The organism is Granulicella sp. S156 (assembly GCF_009766105.1).
GTDB lineage: Bacteria > Acidobacteriota > Terriglobia > Terriglobales > Acidobacteriaceae > Granulicella.
In genome coordinates this window covers 576,571-598,086 of the sequence record NZ_LMUH01000022.1, presented here as the reverse complement: position 1 = coordinate 598,086, position 21,516 = coordinate 576,571, and the positions used below count along the sequence as shown (strand labels likewise).

11 protein-coding genes are annotated in these 21,516 nt (G+C 54.6%); 8 read left to right on the top strand and 3 right to left on the bottom strand.

Translation table 11 applies throughout. From position 1 onward, the window contains the following. The first annotated feature begins 211 nt into the window (after positions 1–211). Positions 212–1,561, top strand: a complete 1,350-nt coding sequence (locus GSQ91_RS18240) for a hypothetical protein (RefSeq protein ID WP_254064685.1) — start codon at positions 212–214, stop codon at positions 1,559–1,561. Between the two features lie 12 nt (positions 1,562–1,573). On the opposite strand, the gene GSQ91_RS18235 is transcribed toward GSQ91_RS18240, so the two are convergent. After that, on the bottom strand, positions 1,574–2,695 hold the full coding sequence (locus GSQ91_RS18235) for an ROK family protein (RefSeq protein WP_254064683.1): 1,122 nt from the start codon (positions 2,693–2,695) through the stop codon (positions 1,574–1,576). Between the two features lie 401 nt (positions 2,696–3,096). Here GSQ91_RS18235 and GSQ91_RS18230 point away from each other — a divergent pair, with 401 nt between their 5' ends. From GSQ91_RS18230 to GSQ91_RS18205, 6 genes are all read left to right on the top strand, one after another. Then, a complete protein-coding gene (locus tag GSQ91_RS18230) occupies positions 3,097–4,074 on the top strand; it encodes a sugar phosphate isomerase/epimerase (protein ID WP_158823170.1) in 978 nt (325 codons plus the stop codon). An 8-nt stretch (positions 4,075–4,082) separates the two neighbouring features. Beyond that, positions 4,083–5,351: a Gfo/Idh/MocA family protein gene (locus GSQ91_RS18225; RefSeq protein WP_158823169.1), complete on the top strand. Its 1,269-nt coding sequence runs from the start codon at positions 4,083–4,085 to the stop codon at positions 5,349–5,351. Positions 5,352–5,455: 104 nt separating this feature from the next. Then, positions 5,456–8,791 carry a TonB-dependent receptor gene (locus tag GSQ91_RS18220; protein WP_158823168.1) on the top strand — a complete coding sequence of 1,112 codons (3,336 nt, stop codon included), beginning with the start codon at positions 5,456–5,458 and terminating at the stop codon, positions 8,789–8,791. Positions 8,792–8,868: 77 nt separating this feature from the next. Beyond that, the gene (locus GSQ91_RS18215) at positions 8,869–10,407 is read left to right on the top strand and encodes a M81 family metallopeptidase (RefSeq protein ID WP_158823167.1); all 1,539 of its coding nucleotides are present in this window, start codon (positions 8,869–8,871) and stop codon (positions 10,405–10,407) included. 274 nt (positions 10,408–10,681) lie between these two features. Then, positions 10,682–11,083, top strand: coding sequence for a BlaI/MecI/CopY family transcriptional regulator (locus GSQ91_RS18210; protein WP_158823166.1), 402 nt, complete (start codon positions 10,682–10,684; stop codon positions 11,081–11,083). 11 nt (positions 11,084–11,094) lie between these two features. Next, complete coding sequence (locus GSQ91_RS18205; RefSeq protein WP_158823165.1) at positions 11,095–12,663, top strand: GWxTD domain-containing protein; 1,569 nt, start codon at positions 11,095–11,097, stop codon at positions 12,661–12,663. A gap of 482 nt (positions 12,664–13,145) precedes the next feature. Here the strand turns inward: GSQ91_RS18205 and ccsA are convergent, their stop codons facing one another. Further along, the gene (ccsA, locus tag GSQ91_RS18200; protein WP_158823164.1) at positions 13,146–13,877 is read right to left on the bottom strand and encodes a cytochrome c biogenesis protein CcsA; all 732 of its coding nucleotides are present in this window, start codon (positions 13,875–13,877) and stop codon (positions 13,146–13,148) included. Between the two features lie 180 nt (positions 13,878–14,057). Next, positions 14,058–17,471, bottom strand: coding sequence for a carboxypeptidase-like regulatory domain-containing protein (locus tag GSQ91_RS18195; RefSeq protein WP_158823163.1), 3,414 nt, complete (start codon positions 17,469–17,471; stop codon positions 14,058–14,060). 428 nt (positions 17,472–17,899) lie between these two features. Between GSQ91_RS18195 and GSQ91_RS18190 the strand changes: the two genes are divergently transcribed. Beyond that, on the top strand, positions 17,900–21,516 hold a 3,617-nt coding region (locus GSQ91_RS18190; RefSeq protein ID WP_158823162.1), incomplete at its 3' end, for a carboxypeptidase-like regulatory domain-containing protein.

Genomic DNA, 21,516 nt, shown 5'->3' with positions numbered 1-21,516 from the left:
GAGGGCACTAATACCTTATGGAATCAGATATATAGGAATGCATGATGCGAGAGGGTGTGTGAAGCAAAGGGAGGATCTCTTTACCGTAAGAAGTTCGGAGTTGTGTGGCTAAGTGGCCTTGGTTCCCGGGTGGCCAGAGAGAAACTGAGCGTGCTAGACTTGGCAACGTTTACTAGGTGAAATCTATTACCAAGTGAAATAAGCAGCGCGTATGAGTGCAACAGCCTATGTTCCGGCGCCAGAGACTTCTGAAGCTCTAGCCAGCGTCGAGGAGCGGCGAGCTCTTATAGAACGGATCGCAGCGAGTGCCCACTTTGGGCGCTCCGCTCGCTTGCGGGATTTTTTGCTGTATGTGGGAGGGCAGTCTCTGAAAGAGGGCTGTCCAGAGATCCACGAGCAGGAGATTGGGGCGAAGGTTTTTGGCAGGCCCTCCTCCTACGACAGGAGCCAGGACAACATCGTTCGGGTGAATGCGACGGAGCTGAGGAAACGCATTGACCTTTACTTTGCGACTGAAGGTGCTCACGAACCTTTGATCCTTGAAATCCCTCGCGGCGGGTATAAGCCAGTCTTTCATTGGCGGTTGCCTGAAGTTGAGAGCCCAGCGGAAGAGACGCCCCTGCAGCCCTTAGCGCAATCCACCCAGCGCAGAGAGCCGGAATCTGCCGTTCTGCCTTCAGTGAGCAGAGCAGCACATCTGTGGTGGGCTGCCGTGAGTCTGGTTCTCGCAATCGCGTGTGTTGTGCTCTTGCAGCAAAACCGCACGATGCATAAAGAGCTCTCGCCATCGGAGGGAAAGCCTGCTCTTGCAGCCTTCTGGACGGAGTTTCTCCGCTATCACCAACAGACGGATGTTGTTCTGCCCGACGACTCGGTCAGCGTGATTCAGGATATTATCCATCATCCAATCTCGCTTGAGGACTATCTGACCCGCGACTATATGCGCCAGATTCAATCATCGGATGTCAGCGTCGACCGAAGGGCCGATCTTGACCAGATCTATGTGCACAATCTGATCACGTTTGGTGGTGTTCGCGCTGCGCAGCAGATGCTCGCACAGATTCCTGCCTCACCCGCTCCGCATCTCACGCTTTCGCGTTACTACACTGCGGACGCGATGAAGCGGAACAACGTGATCCTCGTTGGCGGCAAGAAGGCTAATCCCTGGGTTCATCTGTTCGACGATCAGATGAACTTCATCACGGACTATGACCATGAGCATGATCATGCGTTTGTTGGGAACCTTCATCCGAAGCCGGGCGAACAGGCCACGTATGCACCCCCCATAGATCCGAATGCGCTCGTTGGATACAGCGTGGTCGCCTATCTTCCAAATCCAAGCAAGACAGGGAACGCCATTATTCTCGCTGGGACGGATTCCGATGCGACGAGCGCGGCCGCGGAGTTCCTTACCTCGGAAGATCAGTTGGAACGGCTTCGCAATACGCTTCACGTGCAGAAGTTCCCTTACTTCGAGGTGCTTCTCAAAACGTATCGTCTAAGCGGAACGTCGTTCAACGCCGAACCTGTCGCTTATAGGACCTATCCGGAGATTCGCTGAATCGGTCTCGTCTCAGCTCTTTTGAAGAGTGCTGCCGTTGACCCGAGAGACTATCCCCGTACGCAGGTACTGCTGCGCTGCAACGCTTGCAGCTGCTCTCGCCAGGAAGCTTCGTTCAACCTGATGAAACACGATCTCAGTGGAGGCCAGGAAGCGTGGCAGAATATTATTCTCGATCACTTGTCGGGTGGTTGCCTGGAAGATTCCTTTTCCGAAGCCTTCGACATCTGCGAAGAGAACGCACTTCGGGTTATTGATCTGAATGAGACTGGCGACCGCCAGTCCAAGAGCCTGCCCTCCATTGCGCAAGATGCTCATTGCCTTTGCGTTTCCAACGGTGGCGAGGCCTTCAAGATCATGCACCGTTTGGCAGTCAAGACCTGCTGCTTTGGCTAACCCCAGCATGGCCGTGCCGCCGGCGTACATATCGAGACAGCCGTTCTTTCCACAACGGCAGCGTGGGCCGTTGACGTCGAGTGTGACATGTCCGATCTCACCTGCGCCGCCGTCGTATCCGCGATAGAGATTGCCTTCGATGTAATGGGCGCAGCCGATATTTCCGCCGAGAATAAGACTGGAAAAATGCCTCAGATCGCGTGCTCTTCCGAAGAGCTTCTCCCCGATGGCGACTGCATTTGCATCGTTGCCTACATAGGCCTCTGCGCCGGTTGCCTTTTTGACAAGCTCGGCGATGGGTACATCGCGCCAATTCAGAGCTGCTGAATACCGGCAGACACCATTGTTCTCATCGACGACCCCGGTAACGGCAATGCCAATGCTGAGGAGACGGCTTCGAGGAACACCCGTTCGACGGAGCAGATCGTTCATAGCCTGACGGATGGTTGTGGCGAGTTTCTGCGGAGCATCGCTAGGCGGAATCTCACATTCGCCGACGACGTTGCCTTGCATGTCGGCAAGGATAACGAGCGATGGTGTGTCGGTAACACTTACACCGATAAAGTATCCGTGTGAGGCGCTGAAGCGGAGTGAGACAGCAGGCCTGCCGCGTCCCTGCTTTTCCTGAATGACTGGAAACTCCTGCAGAAGTCCCATGTCAAGGAGGTTCTGCGTGATCTCGGTGATTGCGGAGCGGCTGATTCCGGTAAGAGCTGCAAGGTCAGAACGAGATAGCATGCCGTGCTGCAAATAGGCTTCGATCACGACTATGAAAGATGATCGGAGTAGTCCTGCATTCATGGTCATACCCTACACGCCACATCCAGATTGCACATCTTGAATCTTGTAAGACGAGACAACGTCGCTGAGAAATGAGCTTTGGATACGAACGCCAATCCGGGGTGAATCGATGGCGAAGGTTTTAGTGCCATGACCCGCTTTATTTTTAATCCTGCAATCTCTCTTGACAGTCAACGTAAGTTACCATAATCTTCACTCACTGAAACAAAACAACCTATTTATTTAAACAATCGTTACATAGTTCAATTGTGGCGCTGTTTTATTTATTTCCGTTTTTGAAATAAATGGGCTCAAAAGAGACCCCTGGCAGAACTGCAAGCGTTAGCTGGAGGTACTGTATGCGTCGTCGAGAGTTTCTTCAAGCAGCCCTCGGTACAGGGTTGCTGTACTCTAGTCCGGTAGCGAAGGCACTGTCGGTTGGTTGGGGGCGTTCCTCTGCTGGCGAGTCCGTGCCGGCTTCTTCCGGCATTGCTCCGATGGCGCTCGGTTTGCTGGTCAAGCCTTCGCGCGGTCCTGAGGTGGTGTTCTCGCGCGTAAAGGAACTCGGGTTTTCGACCTGCTTTTTATCGCTCGACGATTACATCGGAAAGTTCAATAAAAGTCTTGCGCAGGAGCTGCAAGGCTTGCTGAATAAATACGAAATTACTCCGACGGCGGCAGAGGTGGTCGGGCCCGGGCCGTTGAAGTGGAACTTCACTGAAGGACCCTCGACGATCGGGGTCGTTCCCAGAGCCACTCGCACAGCGCGTATAGACGCGCTCAAACAGACATCGGATTTTGCAAAGTTGTTAGGCATTTCCTGTGTGCAGACCCACTGCGGATTTATCCCCGAAAATCCTGGAGATCCGCTTTACGAAGAGGCGGTTCTCGCGATTCGTGAACTGGCCCAGTACTGTGCCGGCAATGAGCAATCCTTTTTGATGGAGACCGGACAAGAGACTCCGACTACTCTGCTGCGTGCCATCAAGGACGTCGATAGGCCGAATCTGGGTGTGGGTTTGGATACGGCCAATCTGATCCTCTATGGCAAGGCCAATCCGGTCGATGCTGTGGACATCATCGGACCGTATGTCCGAAGCGTTCATGCGAAGGATGGCAGGTGGCCCACCGATCCCTCGAAGCTGGGTGAAGAGGTTGTCATCGGGAAGGGACTTGTCGATTTCGATAAGGTGTTTACCAAGCTGCACAAGCTTGGTTACGCGGGAGCCATCACGATCGAGCGCGAGACTTCTGGTTCGCAGCAGATTGAAGACGTACGGCAGGAAAAGATCTATCTGGAACGCATCCTTAAGCAGATTCAGAGCAGTTCAACTTAAGAGGGACTATGAATCGAAGAAAGTTTCTTGGCATGTCAGCTGCCGGGGCGGGACTTTTGATCTTAAAGCCAAAGACTGCCTTTGGGTATGAGGCAAACTCCGCGGTGCGCTATGCGTTGCTCGGGTGCGGAAGACGTGGGACTGCTGTAGCGACGTCGTTTGCAAAGAATACCAGCGCCCGCATTGTTGCTTTGGCCGATATCTTTCCCGATCAACTGGAGAAGGCGAAGACACACTTCGACGAAGTAAATGCAGGCTTGGGACATCCAGCCATCGACCCCAAGCTGATGTTCCGGGGCTACACCGCGTTTCAGCAGCTTGCGGCAAGCCCGGATGTCGATGCCATACAGATTTCGACACCGCCCTTTTTTCATGTGGAGCATCTCGAGGGTGTCGTGAGCGCGGGCAAGCATGCCTATTGCGAAAAACCAGTAGGCGTGGATTTTGCGCAGACAGTTCGCGCGCTTGAGATTGCGAAGCGGGTCGACGGGACGGTGAGCATCGATGTGGGATTTCAGGTTCGCAGCGCCCCACCGTTTGCAGAGATCGTGCGCAGAATCCACGCGGGAGAGATAGGCAGGATCGCATCGATCTCCGCGCATTACAACGCTCCGGCTTCCAGCTATCCGGACCGCTCCGGCATGCCTGCTGACGAGCGCCGGTTGCGAGACTGGTTGTGGGACCGCACACTGTCGGGAGACATTCTGCTGGAGCAGAATATCCATGTCATCGATGTCTGCAACTGGATTGTGGGAACGCATCCCATTAGCGCTGTGGGGAAGAGTAGCCGCCTGGTGGTCCAGAACTTCGGAAATGTCTCGGACAACTACCAGGTTATTTTTACCTATCCTGGCGGAGTAGAGTTGAGTTTCTCTTCTACACAATTTGGGACGAACGGATTTTTCGACGTATCCGAACGCATCTTCGGTTCTCTGGGCGTCGCGGATGCTCCTTACTCAGGGGCATTGAAGATTGCTGGACAGAATCCGTGGACGTGGGTCGACGATGCACCGGCGAAGAGTGCTCCGGGAAAGTTTGCCGCGGACGGAGCGTTCACCGACAATCTTCGGCTCGCCGATACGATGAAAGATCGTGGATTCATCGAGAGTATTACTTCTGGGAAGTTTCACAACCAGATAGCGGACGGCGTTTCAAGCGCTCGAAGCTGCATGCTCGGCCGGAAGGCAGCGGAGACTGGCCAGGAGGTAGCGTGGGACGCACTACAGCAAAACAGCGAAGCGTATTCGCTGGGTATGGATATCACCCAGTTTAAGTAGGCTCCGTTCGAGCCTGCAGCATGGCAAGACACCCGCTTTCCAATCGGCGGATGTGTTGGCAGACCTTTACTTAAAATCGACCGACTCGATGCAAGGAGATCCGCATGAACGTTCTATTGAATTTCATTTCCGGTAGAGATTTCTCCCACTCATGTAACAACACCTCTGCCTTGCCTGCTCTCAGTCGAGCACATGTTCTGCGGTTTGTTGCAGCTCTGACGCTGCTATTTCTGAGTGTCTTTTCTGTGCCACGTTCCCATGCGCAGGCCACAACTGCGGATGTAGTCGGTACCGTTTTCGATGCGACTGGTTCCGTTGTTCCGGACGCGACAGTTGTGCTTACCAATGTGGACACACAGGAGAAGCGAACTACCAATTCGAATGGAGCAGGTGAGTTTGTCTTTACGCTGCTGAAGCCAAACCACTACTCGTTGGAGATCTCCCGGACGGGGTTTAAGCAATCCAAGATCGACACGTTCAATCTCGTCGCTGGTGACCGGGCACGTGAAGATTCTCACCTGCAGGCCGGTGCGGAGAATCAGGTTGTTGAGGTTGAGGGACTGGCTCCTGTACTGCAGTCCGACAGCTCAGTGCTGAGCGCGATCATTACAGAGAAAGCCACACAAGACCTTCCTTTGAACGGAAGAAACTTCTACAACATGGTGCAGGTGTTGCCCGGCGCTACGGAAGGTCTCAATAATGGGCTCGCGAGTGGGAACCGCCCCGACGACCGCCGCCTGACTTCCTCTGTTTCCGTGAATGGCCAGGCGGATGTCATCAATAATCAACTGATCGATGGAATGGACAATAATGAACGCGTGATCGGGTCGATCGGTGTGCGGCCTTCGATCGATGCGATTCAAGAGGTTAACGTACAAACGAACATCTTTACGGCAGAGGTCGGTCGTTCAGCCGGAGCCATCATCAATGTGATTACAAAGACTGGTACGAACGAACTGCATGGAACGGCCTATGAATTTGTTCGCAACACTTCACTGGATGCCAATCCGTATAAGTTTGGGCAACCCATTCCAAAGCCAGCCTGGCACCAGAACCAGTTCGGAGGAAGCCTCGGCGGCCCAATCGTGAGGGGGCGCACTTTCTTCTTCGGTGACTATGAAGGCTTTCGGCTTGTCAGAGGACAGAACCCCACAGAGACAACTGTGCCGACAGCGTATGAGCGTGCAAATCCTGGAAACTTTACGGACAATTCTGCCATCGGCACCATCATCGCTCCAGCGGCGTTTGATCCGGTGGGCCTGCAGTACTTCAATCTGTTCCCGGCGCCAACGAGTTCGGGGGTGAGCAACAATTTCACGGCCTCACCTTCTTACGCACAGCTTGGCAATACTTTCGACGTGCGAGTGGACCACCGGTTCAACGACTCAAACTTGTTCTTTGCCCGTTTCACATGGAACCGTGTGAACACGAATATCGGGGGACTCTTCCCCAATGTCACTGAGGATGGACTGACGATCTCTCCGGCCGGCAATTTGGGTAGCTATCCGGGACCTGCTAAGAGCCTGGCCTACCAGGGACAGCTGAACTATATTCGTACGCTTACGCCGAACTTGTTGTTGGAGCTCAAGGGTGGGTACACGTTCCTGAATAATGCCCAGGATCCACTGGGTTTTGGCCAGAGTGTTAACACGGCCTTTGGTCAGCCCAATATCAACATCAGCCCCCGCACGGACGAACTGGCCCCCATCACAATTAGCCAGGGGCCCACTCTTGGGGTGCATCCACCAATCATTTATCTGGAGAACACCTTCCAGTACTTAGGCTCGCTCAACTGGACCCATGGCAAACAGAGCATCAAGTTCGGCGCGGGGGTATTGCGTCGTCAGGATACTGTGACCCAAACCGATTCGGCGGCAGGATCCTGGACCATCACGAATTTCGAAACGCTTCTTGCCGGTACGTTTTCAAACGTGGTTCGCAATGCCATTCTGGTTCAGCCTCACAACCGAAGCTGGGAGCCGCATGTCTATTTTCAAGATGACTGGCATTGGCTGCCGAACCTAACGCTTAACCTTGGCGTTCGTTACGACCTATTCACGCCGTATACGGAGATCAACAACTATCTCTCTAACTTCGATACGGATACAGGAAAGATCGTGGTCGCAGGCACTGCCGGTGTCAATAAGTACGGCAACATTCGGCCGGATTACTCCAATTTCGCGCCTCGCGTTGGATTCGCATGGACGGTACTGCCAAAGACCGTTGTGCGTGGAGGGTTCGGTTTGACGTTTGCCCCTGAAAATCTGACCTCGGGTTCGGCACTTGTCAACCAGCCCTTCACTGGTTCCTACGGATCCTGTTCGTCGGTGTCCACGGCAGCAAGCGGATGTAATCCTTCCTTCGCGACTCTAGCCGAGGGTCTGCCGTTGCCTGTTGCAACCAATGCAAGCAACCCTCAGGGGTCTGTGAGTGCCGCTCTTGATCCGCACTTCAAGTCCACCTATGTTGAGCAGACCAACCTGACAGTGGAGCGCGAGTTCGCCGGGACGGTTGCCAGCGTCACCTATGTGGGCGAGTTTGCACGCAGGATGGCCTATTACCTTCCAGACGCCAATGCAGCTTCACCCAATAGCGCTTCCTACGTCGATCCAACAGCGGCGACGCTTGTTCTATCAAGCTACAACTACAACGTACTGCGTCCGTACTATGCCGATTCGCCCGGCGTGACGAGTGTCCCACTCTTTACTTCGAAGGGTGCAGGAAGCTACAACGCGATCGAGTTCGTTCTCAAGCGTCGGCTGAGCAAGGGCCTGGATCTCTCGTTCGACTATGTGCATGCGCACAATCTCGACGACTCCGAGGCGATCAGCAATGACGGAGGCGACGGCTTTGGTTCGATCCCGTCACAGGTCTCGACGCTCGAATATGGCAACTCGAACCTCGATGTGCGCAACCGTGTCGCCGGAACCTTCAACTATAGCCTGCCCTTTGGCAACAGCCTGAGAGGCTTCAAGGGCATTCTCGCAAGGGGCTGGCAGACAAATGGTCTGGTGGTTTTGAATACAGGCCTGCCCTTTTCGGAGACCAATATTACCAACCGCAGCGGAACGCGACCCGGAGTCGGTACCTCCGATCGCCCAAACCAGATTGCGAGTGCCCGGCTCAGCCGTCGTACTGTAGGCGAGTGGTTCAATACTGCTGCTTTTCAAGCACAAGATGGCGGAGTTGTCGGCAACGAGCGGCGCGACCAGATCACTGGTCCTGGCTTGCAGCGTGTCGACCTCTCCGTCTTCAAAACCTTCGACCTTACCGAGCGTTATAAGCTCGAGTTCCGGACCGAGGCTTTCAATGTCTTGAATACTGCGCAGTTTGCCTTCCCCACTGCAACTTTGGGCAATGCCGCAAATGGAGTTATCTCGAGTACCGCAAATGCGTATAACCCTAGGATTATTCAGTTTGCGGGTAAGTTTCACTTCTAAAGCCTCCGCCAAGCGGCAGACCCGGGAGTACCGGGTCTGCCATCTTTTCGCGCAGTCCAACTCTGGAGCTTATTTCTATGCAAAGAAGATCATTTCTCAAGAACGCGTCCGCAGCTACTCTTGTGGGTTCTTTGTCGCGGTATGGTCTTGCGAAGACATTTGCTGGAGAGAAGCAGCCCCGCATCGCCTTTGGTGGCATTGGGATCGAATGCAGCACCTATAGCCGTATCCGCGCGCGGATGGCGGACTTTGAGATATTGACCAGTGACGCTCTTACCAACTCACAGCGATTCGCCTTCCTCAAGAAATATCCTGTGACCTTTATGCCGACTGTGGTGGCGCAGGCTGTGCCCGGAGGCCCAGTCGACAAGGATACCTATGACACCATCAAGGCGGATTTTTTGAAGCGACTCCAGGCGCTACTTCCGCTCGACGGTCTTTTCTTGCCTATGCACGGAGCCATGTTTGTGGATGGCATGCGGGATGCAGAAGGGGACTGGATGGAAGCTGCGCGAAAGGTCGTCGGTTCCGATTGTCTGATGTCGGCTTCGTACGATCTGCACGGCAATGTCAGCCAGCGAGTGATCGACAACGTCGACATGTTCTCCGCGTTCAGAACGGCACCGCACATCGACAAAGAAGAGACGATGCAGCGTGCTTGTAATATGCTTCTCCACTGTCTGGATCAACACATCCGTCCCAGCCTCGTGTGGGCTCCCATCCCGGTGTTGATGCCCGGCGAACGCAGCAGCACGGAGTGGCAGCCAGGCAAGCGGTTATGGGCGCAGTTGCCAAAGTTGAACGAAGAGCCGGGCATTCTGGATGTCTCACTGCTCGTCGGCTATGTGTGGGCCGATGAACCGCGCTCGACTGCGTGTGCGGTTGTAACCGGTATAGCTCCTGCTACAGAGAAGAAGATCGCCGTCGACCTCGCGCAGCAGTACTGGGATGCGCGTAAGGAGTTTCAGTTCGGCACAGAGACTGGGACCGTAGACGAGTGTATTCAGCGCGCCATGAAGGCAACGACACATCCGGCTATTCTGGCCGATTCGGGTGATAACCCCACCGGCGGTGGAACCAGCGACCGCGCCGAAGTTCTTGAAGAGCTTTTGCGCTTCAAGGCGCAGAACGTGGTCTTTGCAGGAATTACCGATAAGCCAGCCGCTGATGCCTGTTATGAGGCCGGTGTAGGCGCCACGCTTCCTCTTTCCATCGGTGCGACGCTCGATCCGTTGGGTAGCAAGCCTGTGAAGGCTAAAGCGAAGGTGATCTTTCTGCTTCAAGCCTCCACACCTCGCCTGCGTGAAGCGGTGGTGCAGATCGAAGGAATCACTCTCGTTCTTTCGGCCCAGAGGCGTCCTTATCACGACATTGTTGACTTCACGCGGCTGGGCCTTCAGCCCTCGTCTTTCAAGATCATTGTTGTGAAATCGGGATACCTCTCGCCTGAGCTCGCACCACTGGCAAACCCCAGTCTGATGGCGCTCTCAGATGGTTCTATTAATCAGGACATCATCCACCTGCCGAAGAACAGGCTCCGCAAACCGACCTATCCTTTCGTCGAAGATCTTACTTACACGCCTCGTGCGATCGCCTCTGCGCGTGCCCCCGTTTAATTTTGATATAGGTTTGTCAGAATATGTGCCGGGATGTTGCAACGTAGATCTGAGATTTGCCATTCGTAGTATGGGAGAAAAATCGACCTCCACAAATACGTGAGTTATTTGCGGTTATCGGGCGCAATCCCACGTAAGTAACAGATTCAATTACCCGCGCTACTGTCCTTCCTTGCGGCGGTTTTTGCCAGCAGTGGGCATTTTCGCGTTCGCTCCCAGCTTTGTACGATATTTATCGTTGACATACGAGATTTGTCGTACTACTGTGGTGCTCATGAATAAGAAAGTCCCTGCAGCACTCCTGACCCCGCTCCCAACCGAAGCAGAGCTCGCTATTCTCAATGTGCTCTGGAGTACCGGCCCAGCAACTGTCCGCGAAGTCTTCGACGCACTTAGCGGCAAGGACATTGGCTACACTACGGTGCTCAAGCAGATGCAGGTTATGTCCGAGAAGGGCCTGCTGGAGAGAAGCGAACGCTTCCGCTCGCACGTTTACGGCCCAGCTATTCCCAGAGAGCAGACCCAGCAGCAACTAGCTGGGAACCTGCTTCAACGCGCGTTCAATGGCTCCGCCAAGAATCTCGTGCTTGGCGCGCTTTCGTCAAAAAAAGTTTCTTCCGCCGAGTTGAAAGAGATTCGGCAGATGCTCGACGCCTTTGAAAAGGGGAACCGATGAATATGCTGAGCGTGCCGATAGAATCTCTTACCCATGTCGTTGGTTGGACACTGCTCCACTTCTGCTGGCAGGGAGCGCTGGTTGCCATTCTGATGTCCTGTGTCCTGCCGCTGTTGCATGGGCGATCTTCACAAGTCCGCTATCTCGTCGCTTGTTCCGCGCTTGTGCTTATGGCCGTATTGCCTATGATCACCTGTATCCATCTCGTCATGGTTGGGCAGAGTCATACCGGTGAGCTTTTCGGTTCAACATTGCAGTTACCTTCGGTAAGCAGCCGTGGTGGAGTCTCATTCTCCGAGCCTCTGCTTGACCGCATCACCTATACGCTCGATCGCTTCTTGCCTCTGCTTCTGTTCTTGTGGGGCACAGGTGTGTTGTTTGTCTTCGGCCGTCTGGGGCTTGGTCTAGTCGTTGCACATCGGATTAAATCCGCCGCATCATTCCCGCTGCCTCAGGAACTTCAGGCTAACTTTTATCGACTTGCTCGTCGCCTGTCTATCACGCGGCCTGTCCGCCTGATGAACTCCGCTATCGTTCAGGTTCCTACTTTGATTGGTTGGTTTCGTCCGGTCGTTCTCATCCCTTTGGGTTGTCTAAGCGGACTATCAATGGCGCAGATTGAAGCCATCCTGGCACATGAGCTGGCTCATATTCGCCGTCATGACTACTTGTTCAGTGTGCTGCAGTCCATCGTGGAGGCACTGTTGTTTTACCATCCGGCCGTCTGGTGGGTCTCGAAGACGATCCGACAAGAGCGCGAAAATTGTTGCGACGATATCGCTGTAGAGGTCAGTGGAAACGCACTGATCTATGCCAGAGCGTTGTCCCTGCTTGAGGAACATCGTTCCACCCTGCCTGCATTCACCCTTGGAGTTACTGGAGGAAATCTCACCATGCGCATCAAACGTTTACTCGGATTGCAGAAAGGTCCTGCTCTCACACAACCCATAGCCTTCGGAGTTCTTACACTGCTGATTGCAGTTGCCGCAGTCAGCGTCGGCACAATGGTCCGAGCGCAGTCCACGGTACCAACTCAGTCCGTCCATACACAGAGTGCCGCAGCTTCGGGCGCGGCCAGCAATCCTACAACCGATTCCAGCCCTATTTCCCAATCTGCGAGTCCGAACGCATCCACGGCTCCAACGATTACTTCTCAATACCAGAACTGGCTTGATCAGGATGTCCGGTGGAATATCACTCCGGCTGAACGTGCCGCCTTCCTCTCGCTTGGGAGCGACCCGGAACGCGACCACTTCATCGAGCAGTTCTGGCTGAGGCGCGATCCAGCGGGGGCTCCAGCGGATACCTACCGAACGGAACACTACCGGCGTATTGCCTATGCCAATCAGCACTTCGCCGCTACCATTCCTGGATGGGAGACCGATCGCGGACGCATCTACATTCTCTACGGCCAACCGTTCAGCATTGACTCTCATCCAGCTCTGAATTCTTCAGATGAGTCACATGAGACGTGGAGCTACAAGAGCGTACCTGGACTTGGTGAGAATATTGAGTTGAAGTTTGTCGATGCCTGTAAGTGCGGCAACTATCAGCTTCAGCCAACACCAAGCGTTCCATGAACGGATCAGCCCGGCGAGGCGCTCTAGGAGAGCGCCTCGCTGCGATCACTTCTATGTGACCTGCTTCGTTTTCTGCTGCGGGTCTGTCTGGAGATATGCTTGGTTTGAATACATCAGCATAAATCTAAGAACAGTCTGTTATGGGACAAGTGACAAATCATTCGTCATAAACATATGACTTGTTTATAGCTAGAAGGGGAGATCACGTTACGTGGCAGATTCAATTACCAACGATAGCGCGCGTGATCCGGCTACGAGCGCACTATCCTCTCACGCGAAATCCAAAGTGGTTACTGATGTCCCATTATTTGTTGAGTTGCGTTTGTCTGTTAGCTATTCGCCACGTGTAGAGAGTGTAGGCCGCATAACCAAATTGCAAGCCCCACGTCAGTATGTAAATCAGGACGAGGTTTCGATGACCCAAGGGGGTGTCGATTGTTGGATCGTACGGAAAGATCTTGGGCAGGAAAACCAACAAGATATTAAACATGTTGCAACCCCTGAACTTCTGTTGAGAGACTGATGTTCAGCGCCTCTTCTTTTTGATTCTGTTGGCGACGCAACTCTGCAGCATAGCGGATGCTGGCAATCAGAAGACCCCACGCGACCCAGGCGAGCACATTCCACCAGACAGGCCGAGCAATGCTGGGAGCGATTGAACCTTCGCCTCCAAACACGGGAGCGGGATGCTGGGTGCGCCACCAGCGGGTCGACATGTAAACGATGGGAATATCGCAAAACCCGAAGATTGCCAGGACAGCACAAGTGGTCGCGCGAGTAGAACCAGAACTCACATGGCGCACAAACAAATAGCTGATGTAGATAGTCCATAGCATAAGAGTGGTTGTCAGGCGCGCGTCCCACGTCCACCAAATACCCCACACCTCCCTTCCCCAGAGAGAACCCGACACAAGACCAAGGGTGCAATATAGGACGCCCATCTCCGCTGTGGCAAGAGCCAGTGCGTCTGCTTTCATAGAAGCCTCAGCATACTTTTGCCGAAGGAGCAGGTACGCGACTGACGCCGCTAAATTCAGAGGAAGGAATATCGAAGCGCCAATCCAGTTTGGAAAATGATAGTAAAAAGCCCGAATCATGTTGGCCTGCTCCGCATCGGGCGGAGAGGCCCAGAGAGCCAATCTGAGGCCGTATCCTAAGAGCGCCAAGGTGATGATGAAGCAGATTCCGCGGATCAGCTTGCCCTTTGCGCTCATTGAGTAACTTTCCACATAGTCATAACGAAATTTTCTCACTCTCCGGCTTTCATTGGTCAATCCTCAATAAATCCGTGGAATCTGCCTGAAGTGACGATTCGACTCGCCCCGCTTGGATTAAAAAACTTGTCCCGGAAGGCAGTCGAGCTCTCCGGGACAAGCCAGTTTATTTCCGCCTGGTTAGAAATGGAGTTTGAGTGCGAACTCCACGGTTCTCGGATCGGTTGTGCCGGTTACTACACCGAAGGTCGGATCGCTCGTGGTGCTGTCCACCGTCCACGCAGAAAGATGGTTCGGGAGGTTGAACATCTCGGCACGGAAATCGAGTGCGAAATCCCTAAAGAGTGGAAATGTCTTTTGGAGGGACATATCCCAGTTGTCATAGAGAGGTCCCTTGACACCGTAGTGTTGCAGGTTCCCAAACGTGCCCGGCGCGGGCAACGCAAACGCTGCCGGATTGAGATACTGCAATCCGTGCTTTTCGATCGGGTTCCCTACCAGGTCGGGTCGCTCCGACACATTGATCAGGCCATCCCCAGACTGGTCCGTGCCTCCTGGCTGCGATACATTGATTGGCAATCCAGAGTGAACTCCCGTAATGCCGGAGATCTGCCAGCGGCCGAACGCCGTCTTGTACCATCCAGACCCTTCCTGCCAGAAGGGAAGCGGATAGACATAGCTGATGGACAGAATCTGAGGTTGGTTGAAGTTACATGGACCGTAGTCGCCCCGCAGATTCGTGCTGTCCTGTGGCGTCGCGTTAAAGGTGTTGGCATCTGTCAAGCACTTCGACCATGTATAGGCCACATTCAGCAGACCGCCTCCGTGCATTCGCTTCTTCAACTCTGCCTGCAGCGACTGGTAGTTAGAGATCGAGCCGTTCTCTGTCTGATAGATATCCTGGTAGCCGCGGAAAGGCATCAGCGAAGTAGGGGCAACGTTCGGATTTGCCTGCATCGTTCCCGCCGGCAGTTGGTTTATATCGGCGGCCCACACCAGGTTCGGCGAACTTGAGCCGACATAGTTGAGCTCAAAGATGGTGTCGGCCCAGAACTGCTGCTGAATGCCAAAGCTCCAATTCATGATGCGCGGCGGCTGAAGATTGAGCGTATGCGAATTCCCAATGGTCGTGGGATAGGCTGCCGGTGCACTTCCTGCGGCAATATTGCTTATGTTCCCATTAAGAACATTGGAAGTATTCACGAAGGGAAGCTGCGAGACGGCGCCAAAGATGAAGTTTCCTTCCAACCGTTCGTAGGAGATGCCATAGCCGCCACGCACCACCGTACGCTGGTTTCCGCCTATATCGTACGCAAAGCCAATTCTCGGCTCCCACGTATTCCAATACGTGTTGGACAACCCTCGAGGCAGCCCATGGAAGAGCGCAAGCACTGCGGGATTGTTAATATCGGGAACGCGTCCCTTCGCCTGCGAGGGGAAACCGGACCCTGGAAGTACGAGACCGTTATAGGGATATGGATTGCTCGTGATGACTCCGTTGGCATTCACGGTTGCCGCATTTGCTGCTGAATAATATTCAGGCAGAAAGCTGGCTGTATTATTCAGCGCGCTGTATTGCGGTTCCATATACTGCCAGCGCAGTCCAAGGTTCAACGCAAGATGCCGGGTCGCCTGCCAGTCGTCTTGTCCATAAAACTCCAGTTGCGTAAACCTGGCCCACACCTGTTCGACAGCGCTCCCCTCCTGATAAGAACTAAAGTTTCCCATCAGAGCATTTGCAACTGCCTGGTTGGTCGATAGCTGTCCCGTCTGATCGTTGTTCCCGGTGAAGGTAAAACCACCGTTGATCGCAGGCACCGAAGTCTGGTTCTTACGGCTTCGCCAGAGGTAGGCTCCTGCCCGTATATTGTGGTTTCCGATGATCTTTGAAAGATCATCCTTCGCAGCGTAGACGCGAGCATAGTTATTCCATTGCTGCGCTGTTGCACTCAAACCAGACAGTCCTTCGATATTCAGGGATGGAATATCGGGTGAGGCGTTATAGAGCGTCGAGTAGGTCATTCCGTTTCCGGAGCGAGTCAGGTCCTTGAGGCCCAGTGCGGTGTTGGGAGAAAGACAGCAGTTCTGATTGATGACGTTTCCTGAAAACGAGCCCGTCAACGTATTGACCATCGAGGGGCTGAACGTATGTGTCCATTGCATTGACGAGATCAGTCCAGGCAGTTGAGACGTGTATTGAATCATGGAGTTGGTATTCTGCAAGGCCGTGTAATAGTCGTGGACCCAATCTCCTGTTATCAGGTTCTTATCATTGATCTGATAGTTGATTTTGATCAGGTATTCCTGCGTATTGAGTGGCGATGCGGAGAGAAAGTTGTAAAACTGGCTGGAGTTCGGGCTGGGTTCCAGGTTAACAAGAGCGTGGCCATTTGCCTCGATACAGCCAGTTGTCACAGTGGCCGTACACGCCGGGATGATTCCACCGGGAAACGGCAGGTTTGTTGCCGGATTGATCGGCCACTCCGAAGCGGGAGACTCAGAGAAGTTGCCGTTCTTCTGGGCCACACTCGGCACGTTGAAGGATTGGATGCTCGATGTCCGTTTCCTCTTGAACTCCATCCCACCAAAGAAGAACAGTTTGTTTTTGTTCTTGTTGAAGTGCCCCGGGATATAGATCGGGCCTCCGAGCGTCCATCCGAAATCGTTATACGTGAATGGCGGCTTGATTGGTGTGACAGTGCCAACCGGCTGAAAGGCATACCCTTCCAGCGAGCGATTGCGCAGAAATTCATATGCCACACCGTGGAAGGCAGTCGTGCCGCTCTTGATCGCCGCATTCACGCTCGACCCCGCGCTACCGCCATAGCCGGCGTCATAGCTGGAGGCCGCCGCTCGAAATTCCTCAAGGGCGTCGGGTGAGATGTTCACATAGTTATTGCCGCCGCCGCCGTTGTCCTTGTTATCCACACCGTCGATAAAGAAGTTATAGGAGTCCGTGCGAACTCCATTCACAGATTGATCGCTGCCATCGACCCCAAACGTTCCGAACAGGTCGAAACCGCTGGCGTCGTTGAAGGAGACTCCTGGCGAGAGGGAAAGAAGCTGGATATAGTTGCGTCCATTCAATTGAATCTGCGTTGCCTCCTTACTCGTAATCAGGGGGCCGATCTCGCTGCTCGTCGTATCCAGCCGGAGCGAGTTGGCGCTGACGGTCACCGTCTGGCTTTCGCTGCCGATCTCCAGGGTCACAGCAACACTCGGAACGCTGCCGACATCCACATGAATCCCCTGGATCGCAGCTGTCTTGAAACCTGCCGCAGTCGCCGTAACGTAGTAGATGCCGACTGGAATATCAAGCACGGTATATCGGCCGCTCGCGTTAGACTTCACCGCTTGCGAAATACCCGTACCCGTATTCGTCACTGTGACCGAAGCGTTGGCGATGAGAGCGCCTGTGCTGTCGGAAACAACTCCGGTAATCTGCTGACTATTAATGCCCTGGCCGTAAACAACCCCGGCCCCTCCCGGAAGGCACAGCCAGAGAACGAGCACGATTCCTCGCAGTAGATGGCCGATATGGCCCTTTTTCGAATCTTTGATTGGGGCTATGGCACCCTGTGATCTTCTCGGCATAATTGCGGCTCTTTTCTTTGGGTCTCAAAAAAAATACAAAGCGGCTACGTTCGTTTTTTGGGCGACCAAAATGGATAGGTTTGAATAACGCGAACAACCCTAATTGCTGGTTCTTATCGTTGGCAACGTTAGGACGGTCTTCTAACGTGTCGATATCCTATTGATAAAACAGGGCTAATCCCGCGTAACGGTAGCTACATTGGTCAGCATGCTCTGCGATTATGCTGTTATACGTTTCTTCATAGAAGAGGCGCCGGCGTCATGTCGTTATACGTTTCTTCATAGAGGCGTCCCAAGTCAACATACGTACTGAAACTTCTATTCTCCATATTTCATGGATTTACGAAAAAAAGAGCATTGCCTCAAGTTTGGTCCGAAAATTGCTAGTCGGGTAATTACATGCAAATCACTGAATAGCTGGAGGATCCATGTTTCGTCGAATCTTCGTCGTGGTCAGCGTTTCTCTATTGGTATTATTTTTCTCCCTAACCGCAGAAGCTCAGCAAGGGACTGCCGCTATTACCGGCGTCGTGACGGACTCATCCGGAGCTATCATTCCCGGCGTGAATGTAACTCTCCGTAATCCCCAGACCGGCGTGACGCTTAAGGCCAAAACCGAGAGCGCCGGCGCGTATACGATTAAGCTTGTTCCTCCTGGTCCCGGCTATATCATCAAGTTCGAGGCCCCGGGTTTCAGCGCCACGGAGATTTCGGGGCTATATCTGAACGTCGATACCACGCGTACACAGGACACCAAGCTCCAGGCAGGTGCCAATTACACGATCGAAGTCTCGGCGGCCAACCAGAACGAAACCCTCAACACGACCGACGCTCAAATCGGCACGAGCGTCGAAGTGCAGGTGCTAAACGATCTGCCAGTGCAGAATCGTGACACGCCGGCAGCCCTGTTTACGTTGTTGCCCGGCATCACATCGACCGGCGCGACCACCGGTGCCCGTGTCGACCAGACGAACGTCACACTCGACGGACTGGACGTCAACGACAACGAGACGGGCAACTTCCAGGCGATCGTTGCCAATGCGCCGATCGACTCCGTGGAGGAATTCCATGGCCTTGTAGCCGGCCAGCTCTCGAGCTCTGGTGAGGGCGGCGGTGGACAGTTCCAGATGGTCACGAAGGGCGGTACGAACCACTTTCATGGTTCTCTCTATGAATATCACCGTGATACTGCCATGGAGGCGAATGACTGGTTCTACAACAACGAGGGCCTTCCACGCACGCCACTGATCCGCAACCAGTTTGGCGGTTCGATCGGTGGCCCGGTGCTCAAGGACAAGCTCTACTTCTTCTTCAGCTATCAGGGCAGCCGGATCACCCAGTCCTCTAGCGCGACGCGCACCATCCCTCTCCCAGGCTTCCGCGCCGGTACGGTCACCTACGACTCGACCAACGGCGGAACGAACACGCTTTCCGCAGCTCAAGTTGCGAGTCTCGATCCTAAGGGACTGGGTTTCAACAGTTCATTGTTGAGCCTCATCTCCAGCCGCTACCCTGGGCAGACGAACAATTCCTCCTATGGAGATGGTCTGAACACCTCGGGATATACGTTCACATACCCTGCTCCGAGTAAGGAAGACAACTACACACAGCGCGTCGACTATAAGATGACGCCGAAGGTCAGCTTCGAGGGCGTCGGCCACTTCACGCGCGCTAACAGTGTTCGTCAATCTCCGAATTCTCCGCAGTTCCCGGGCGACCCTGAGACCTTCCCCGACATCGACCAAAGCTATAGCTGGGCCGGTATCAACACCTGGGTCATCGGCTCAAACAAGACCAACCAGTTTGAGGTCGGTGAAACGTACGAGAATTACTCCTTCCCCTGCACCTACAACCCGGAAGGCAACACGCAGTTCGGCAGCCTCGGCGGAAATGGTAGCGGCGGCTCGGTCATCGACGGACCCTATGCAGGCTGCGGCAACGCCCAGGGGCGCACCTACCCCATCCTGATGATCAAAGATGACTTCACCTGGACCAAGGGCCGTCACGACATCACGCTCGGCGGTCAGATCAAGCGCATCAGCCCCAACAACTTCGTCATCCTGAACTACAACGGCGCCGGCATGGGCCTTGGTGGTTTCGTAAACAGCCTCAGCTCGCCCACGGGCACACCCAGCCTGCGTCCGGCAGATCTGGCGACCAGCGGTAACGCCGTGGCCTACTACGATCAGGATTACGCTCTCGCTCTGGCGCCTTACACGAGCACCTCAGCCACCTACAACTACAACAGTCAGGGACAGGCACTTTCGCAGGGCTCGGGAGCCAATCAGGACTTCCGCTTCTATGAGACGGAGATCTATGCCGGCGACACCTGGAAGGCCACGCCGCACCTGACGCTCACGTACGGCGTGCGCTGGCAGTACTATACGGTCCCCTACGAGCGTCACGGTCTCGAAGCGCTCGCGCACTTCGGTAGTCAGTCCATCTCAGACTCGACCTTCAACTACTACTTCGGCCAGCGTCTTACGGATGCCGCGAATGGAGTCAGCGGCAACACCGCCCTTCCTCTCATCTCCTATGTTCTCGGTGGAAAAGCGAATGGCGGCCAGCAAAGCTATTACGCGCCGGAGTATCACGACTTCGCTCCGCGCGTAGCGTTCGCGTATACACCCTCCTTTGACGAGCACACCGTCTGGCGTGGAGGCGCCGGTCTGGTGTACGACCATACCGTCGTCAGCGCCATTCAGTATCAGCAGACCCAGTTCAACTACCTCTTCAAGAACAGTGTGAACGATAATCTCGGCATTCAGGGTAATGCCTATGCGTCACTCCAGGCGTTGTCGCGATTCGGCGGTCTCAGCAACCCCCCGACCCCGCCGTCGGCGCCTGCAGTCACACCTCCGTACTATCCGTGGGTGAATAACCCCACCTCCTCCAACCCCGACCCTGTTGGTTTGCTCAATGGCGAGTTCAACGAGACCGTCGATCCGCACTTCAAGACTCCGTTCTCGGTTCTGCCGACCTTTGGCATGCAGCATGAGTTCCAGAAGGGCTTCATCCTGAAGGCAGACTACGTTGGGCGCTTCGGCCGCAGGCTGATGGCTCAGGCCGATATGTCCCAGCTCGTCGACTTCCCGGACAAGGTCTCCGGGCAGACGATGTCGCAGGCATACTCCAACCTCGTGCGGCAGACCCGCGCCTGCCAGGCCGCTGGGACCCAGTCGTGCGCCTATACGGCCCAGCCATGGTTTGAGAACGTGCTTGGCGCGGGTTCCGGCGTGGCTGCGGGGTATGCCAACAACACGCAGCTCGCTGCAAACATCGCACCCTATGTCTCGCGCGGTGACTTCGCCGACTGGCTCTTCTCCCTTGCGGGAACTCCGGGGACGTTGGCCAGTGGATACGCCCTGCCTGCAAACATCGGTATGGCGTCGCAGTTCGCTGAAAACACCGTCTACACCAACAAGGGCTTCTCGAGCTACAACGGTCTTCTCGTCACTGTGCACAAGAATTCCGGGTTCGGTCTGACCTACGACATCAACTACACCTGGTCGCACTCCGTCGATAACGTCTCGGTCACCGCAAACACGGTTGCCTACGGCGGCTATGGATTCATCTGCGATGTCGTCCGCCCGCGCTCCTGCCGTGGCAACTCGGACTTCGACATCTCCAACCAGGTCAACGGCTACGTCACCTACGACCTGCCGTTTGGCCATGGAAGGACGTTTGGGGGCTCCTCGTCATGGCTCGTGAATGAGCTTGCAGGCGGCTGGTCGATCAGCGGCCTGCCGGCCTGGCATACGGGTACCCCTTATTTCGCGGGCGCTAACGCGTTCGTTGCTGGCTTCGCGAACAACGCTGCGGCCATCTTGACGGGCAACAAGGCCGACATGAACGTCCACCTCAACGGCGGAAAGGGACAGACCCTCTACGCTTTTGCTAACCCGACACAGGCCGTGAATGACTACGAAGGTCCCATCGGTTTCCAGGTCGGTAGCCGCAACAATCTGCGTGGACCCCGAGCAACAACTCTGGATGCAGGAGTTTCGAAGTCCTTCCCCATTGTCGGGGTTTGGGTCTTCAAGCT

Excerpts from the sequence above, each read along its gene's own strand:
- GSQ91_RS18240 (WP_254064685.1), top strand. The coding sequence starts at position 212 with ATGAGTGCAACAGCCTATGTTCCGGCGCCAGAGACTTCTGAAGCTCTA.
- GSQ91_RS18235 (WP_254064683.1), bottom strand. The coding sequence starts at position 2,695 with ATGCTATCTCGTTCTGACCTTGCAGCTCTTACCGGAATCAGCCGCTCC.
- GSQ91_RS18230 (WP_158823170.1), top strand. The coding sequence starts at position 3,097 with ATGCGTCGTCGAGAGTTTCTTCAAGCAGCCCTCGGTACAGGGTTGCTG.
- GSQ91_RS18225 (WP_158823169.1), top strand. The coding sequence starts at position 4,083 with ATGAATCGAAGAAAGTTTCTTGGCATGTCAGCTGCCGGGGCGGGACTT.
- GSQ91_RS18220 (WP_158823168.1), top strand. The coding sequence starts at position 5,456 with ATGAACGTTCTATTGAATTTCATTTCCGGTAGAGATTTCTCCCACTCA.
- GSQ91_RS18215 (WP_158823167.1), top strand. The coding sequence starts at position 8,869 with ATGCAAAGAAGATCATTTCTCAAGAACGCGTCCGCAGCTACTCTTGTG.
- GSQ91_RS18210 (WP_158823166.1), top strand. The coding sequence starts at position 10,682 with ATGAATAAGAAAGTCCCTGCAGCACTCCTGACCCCGCTCCCAACCGAA.
- ccsA (WP_158823164.1), bottom strand. The coding sequence starts at position 13,877 with ATGAGCGCAAAGGGCAAGCTGATCCGCGGAATCTGCTTCATCATCACC.
- GSQ91_RS18195 (WP_158823163.1), bottom strand. The coding sequence starts at position 17,471 with ATGCCGAGAAGATCACAGGGTGCCATAGCCCCAATCAAAGATTCGAAA.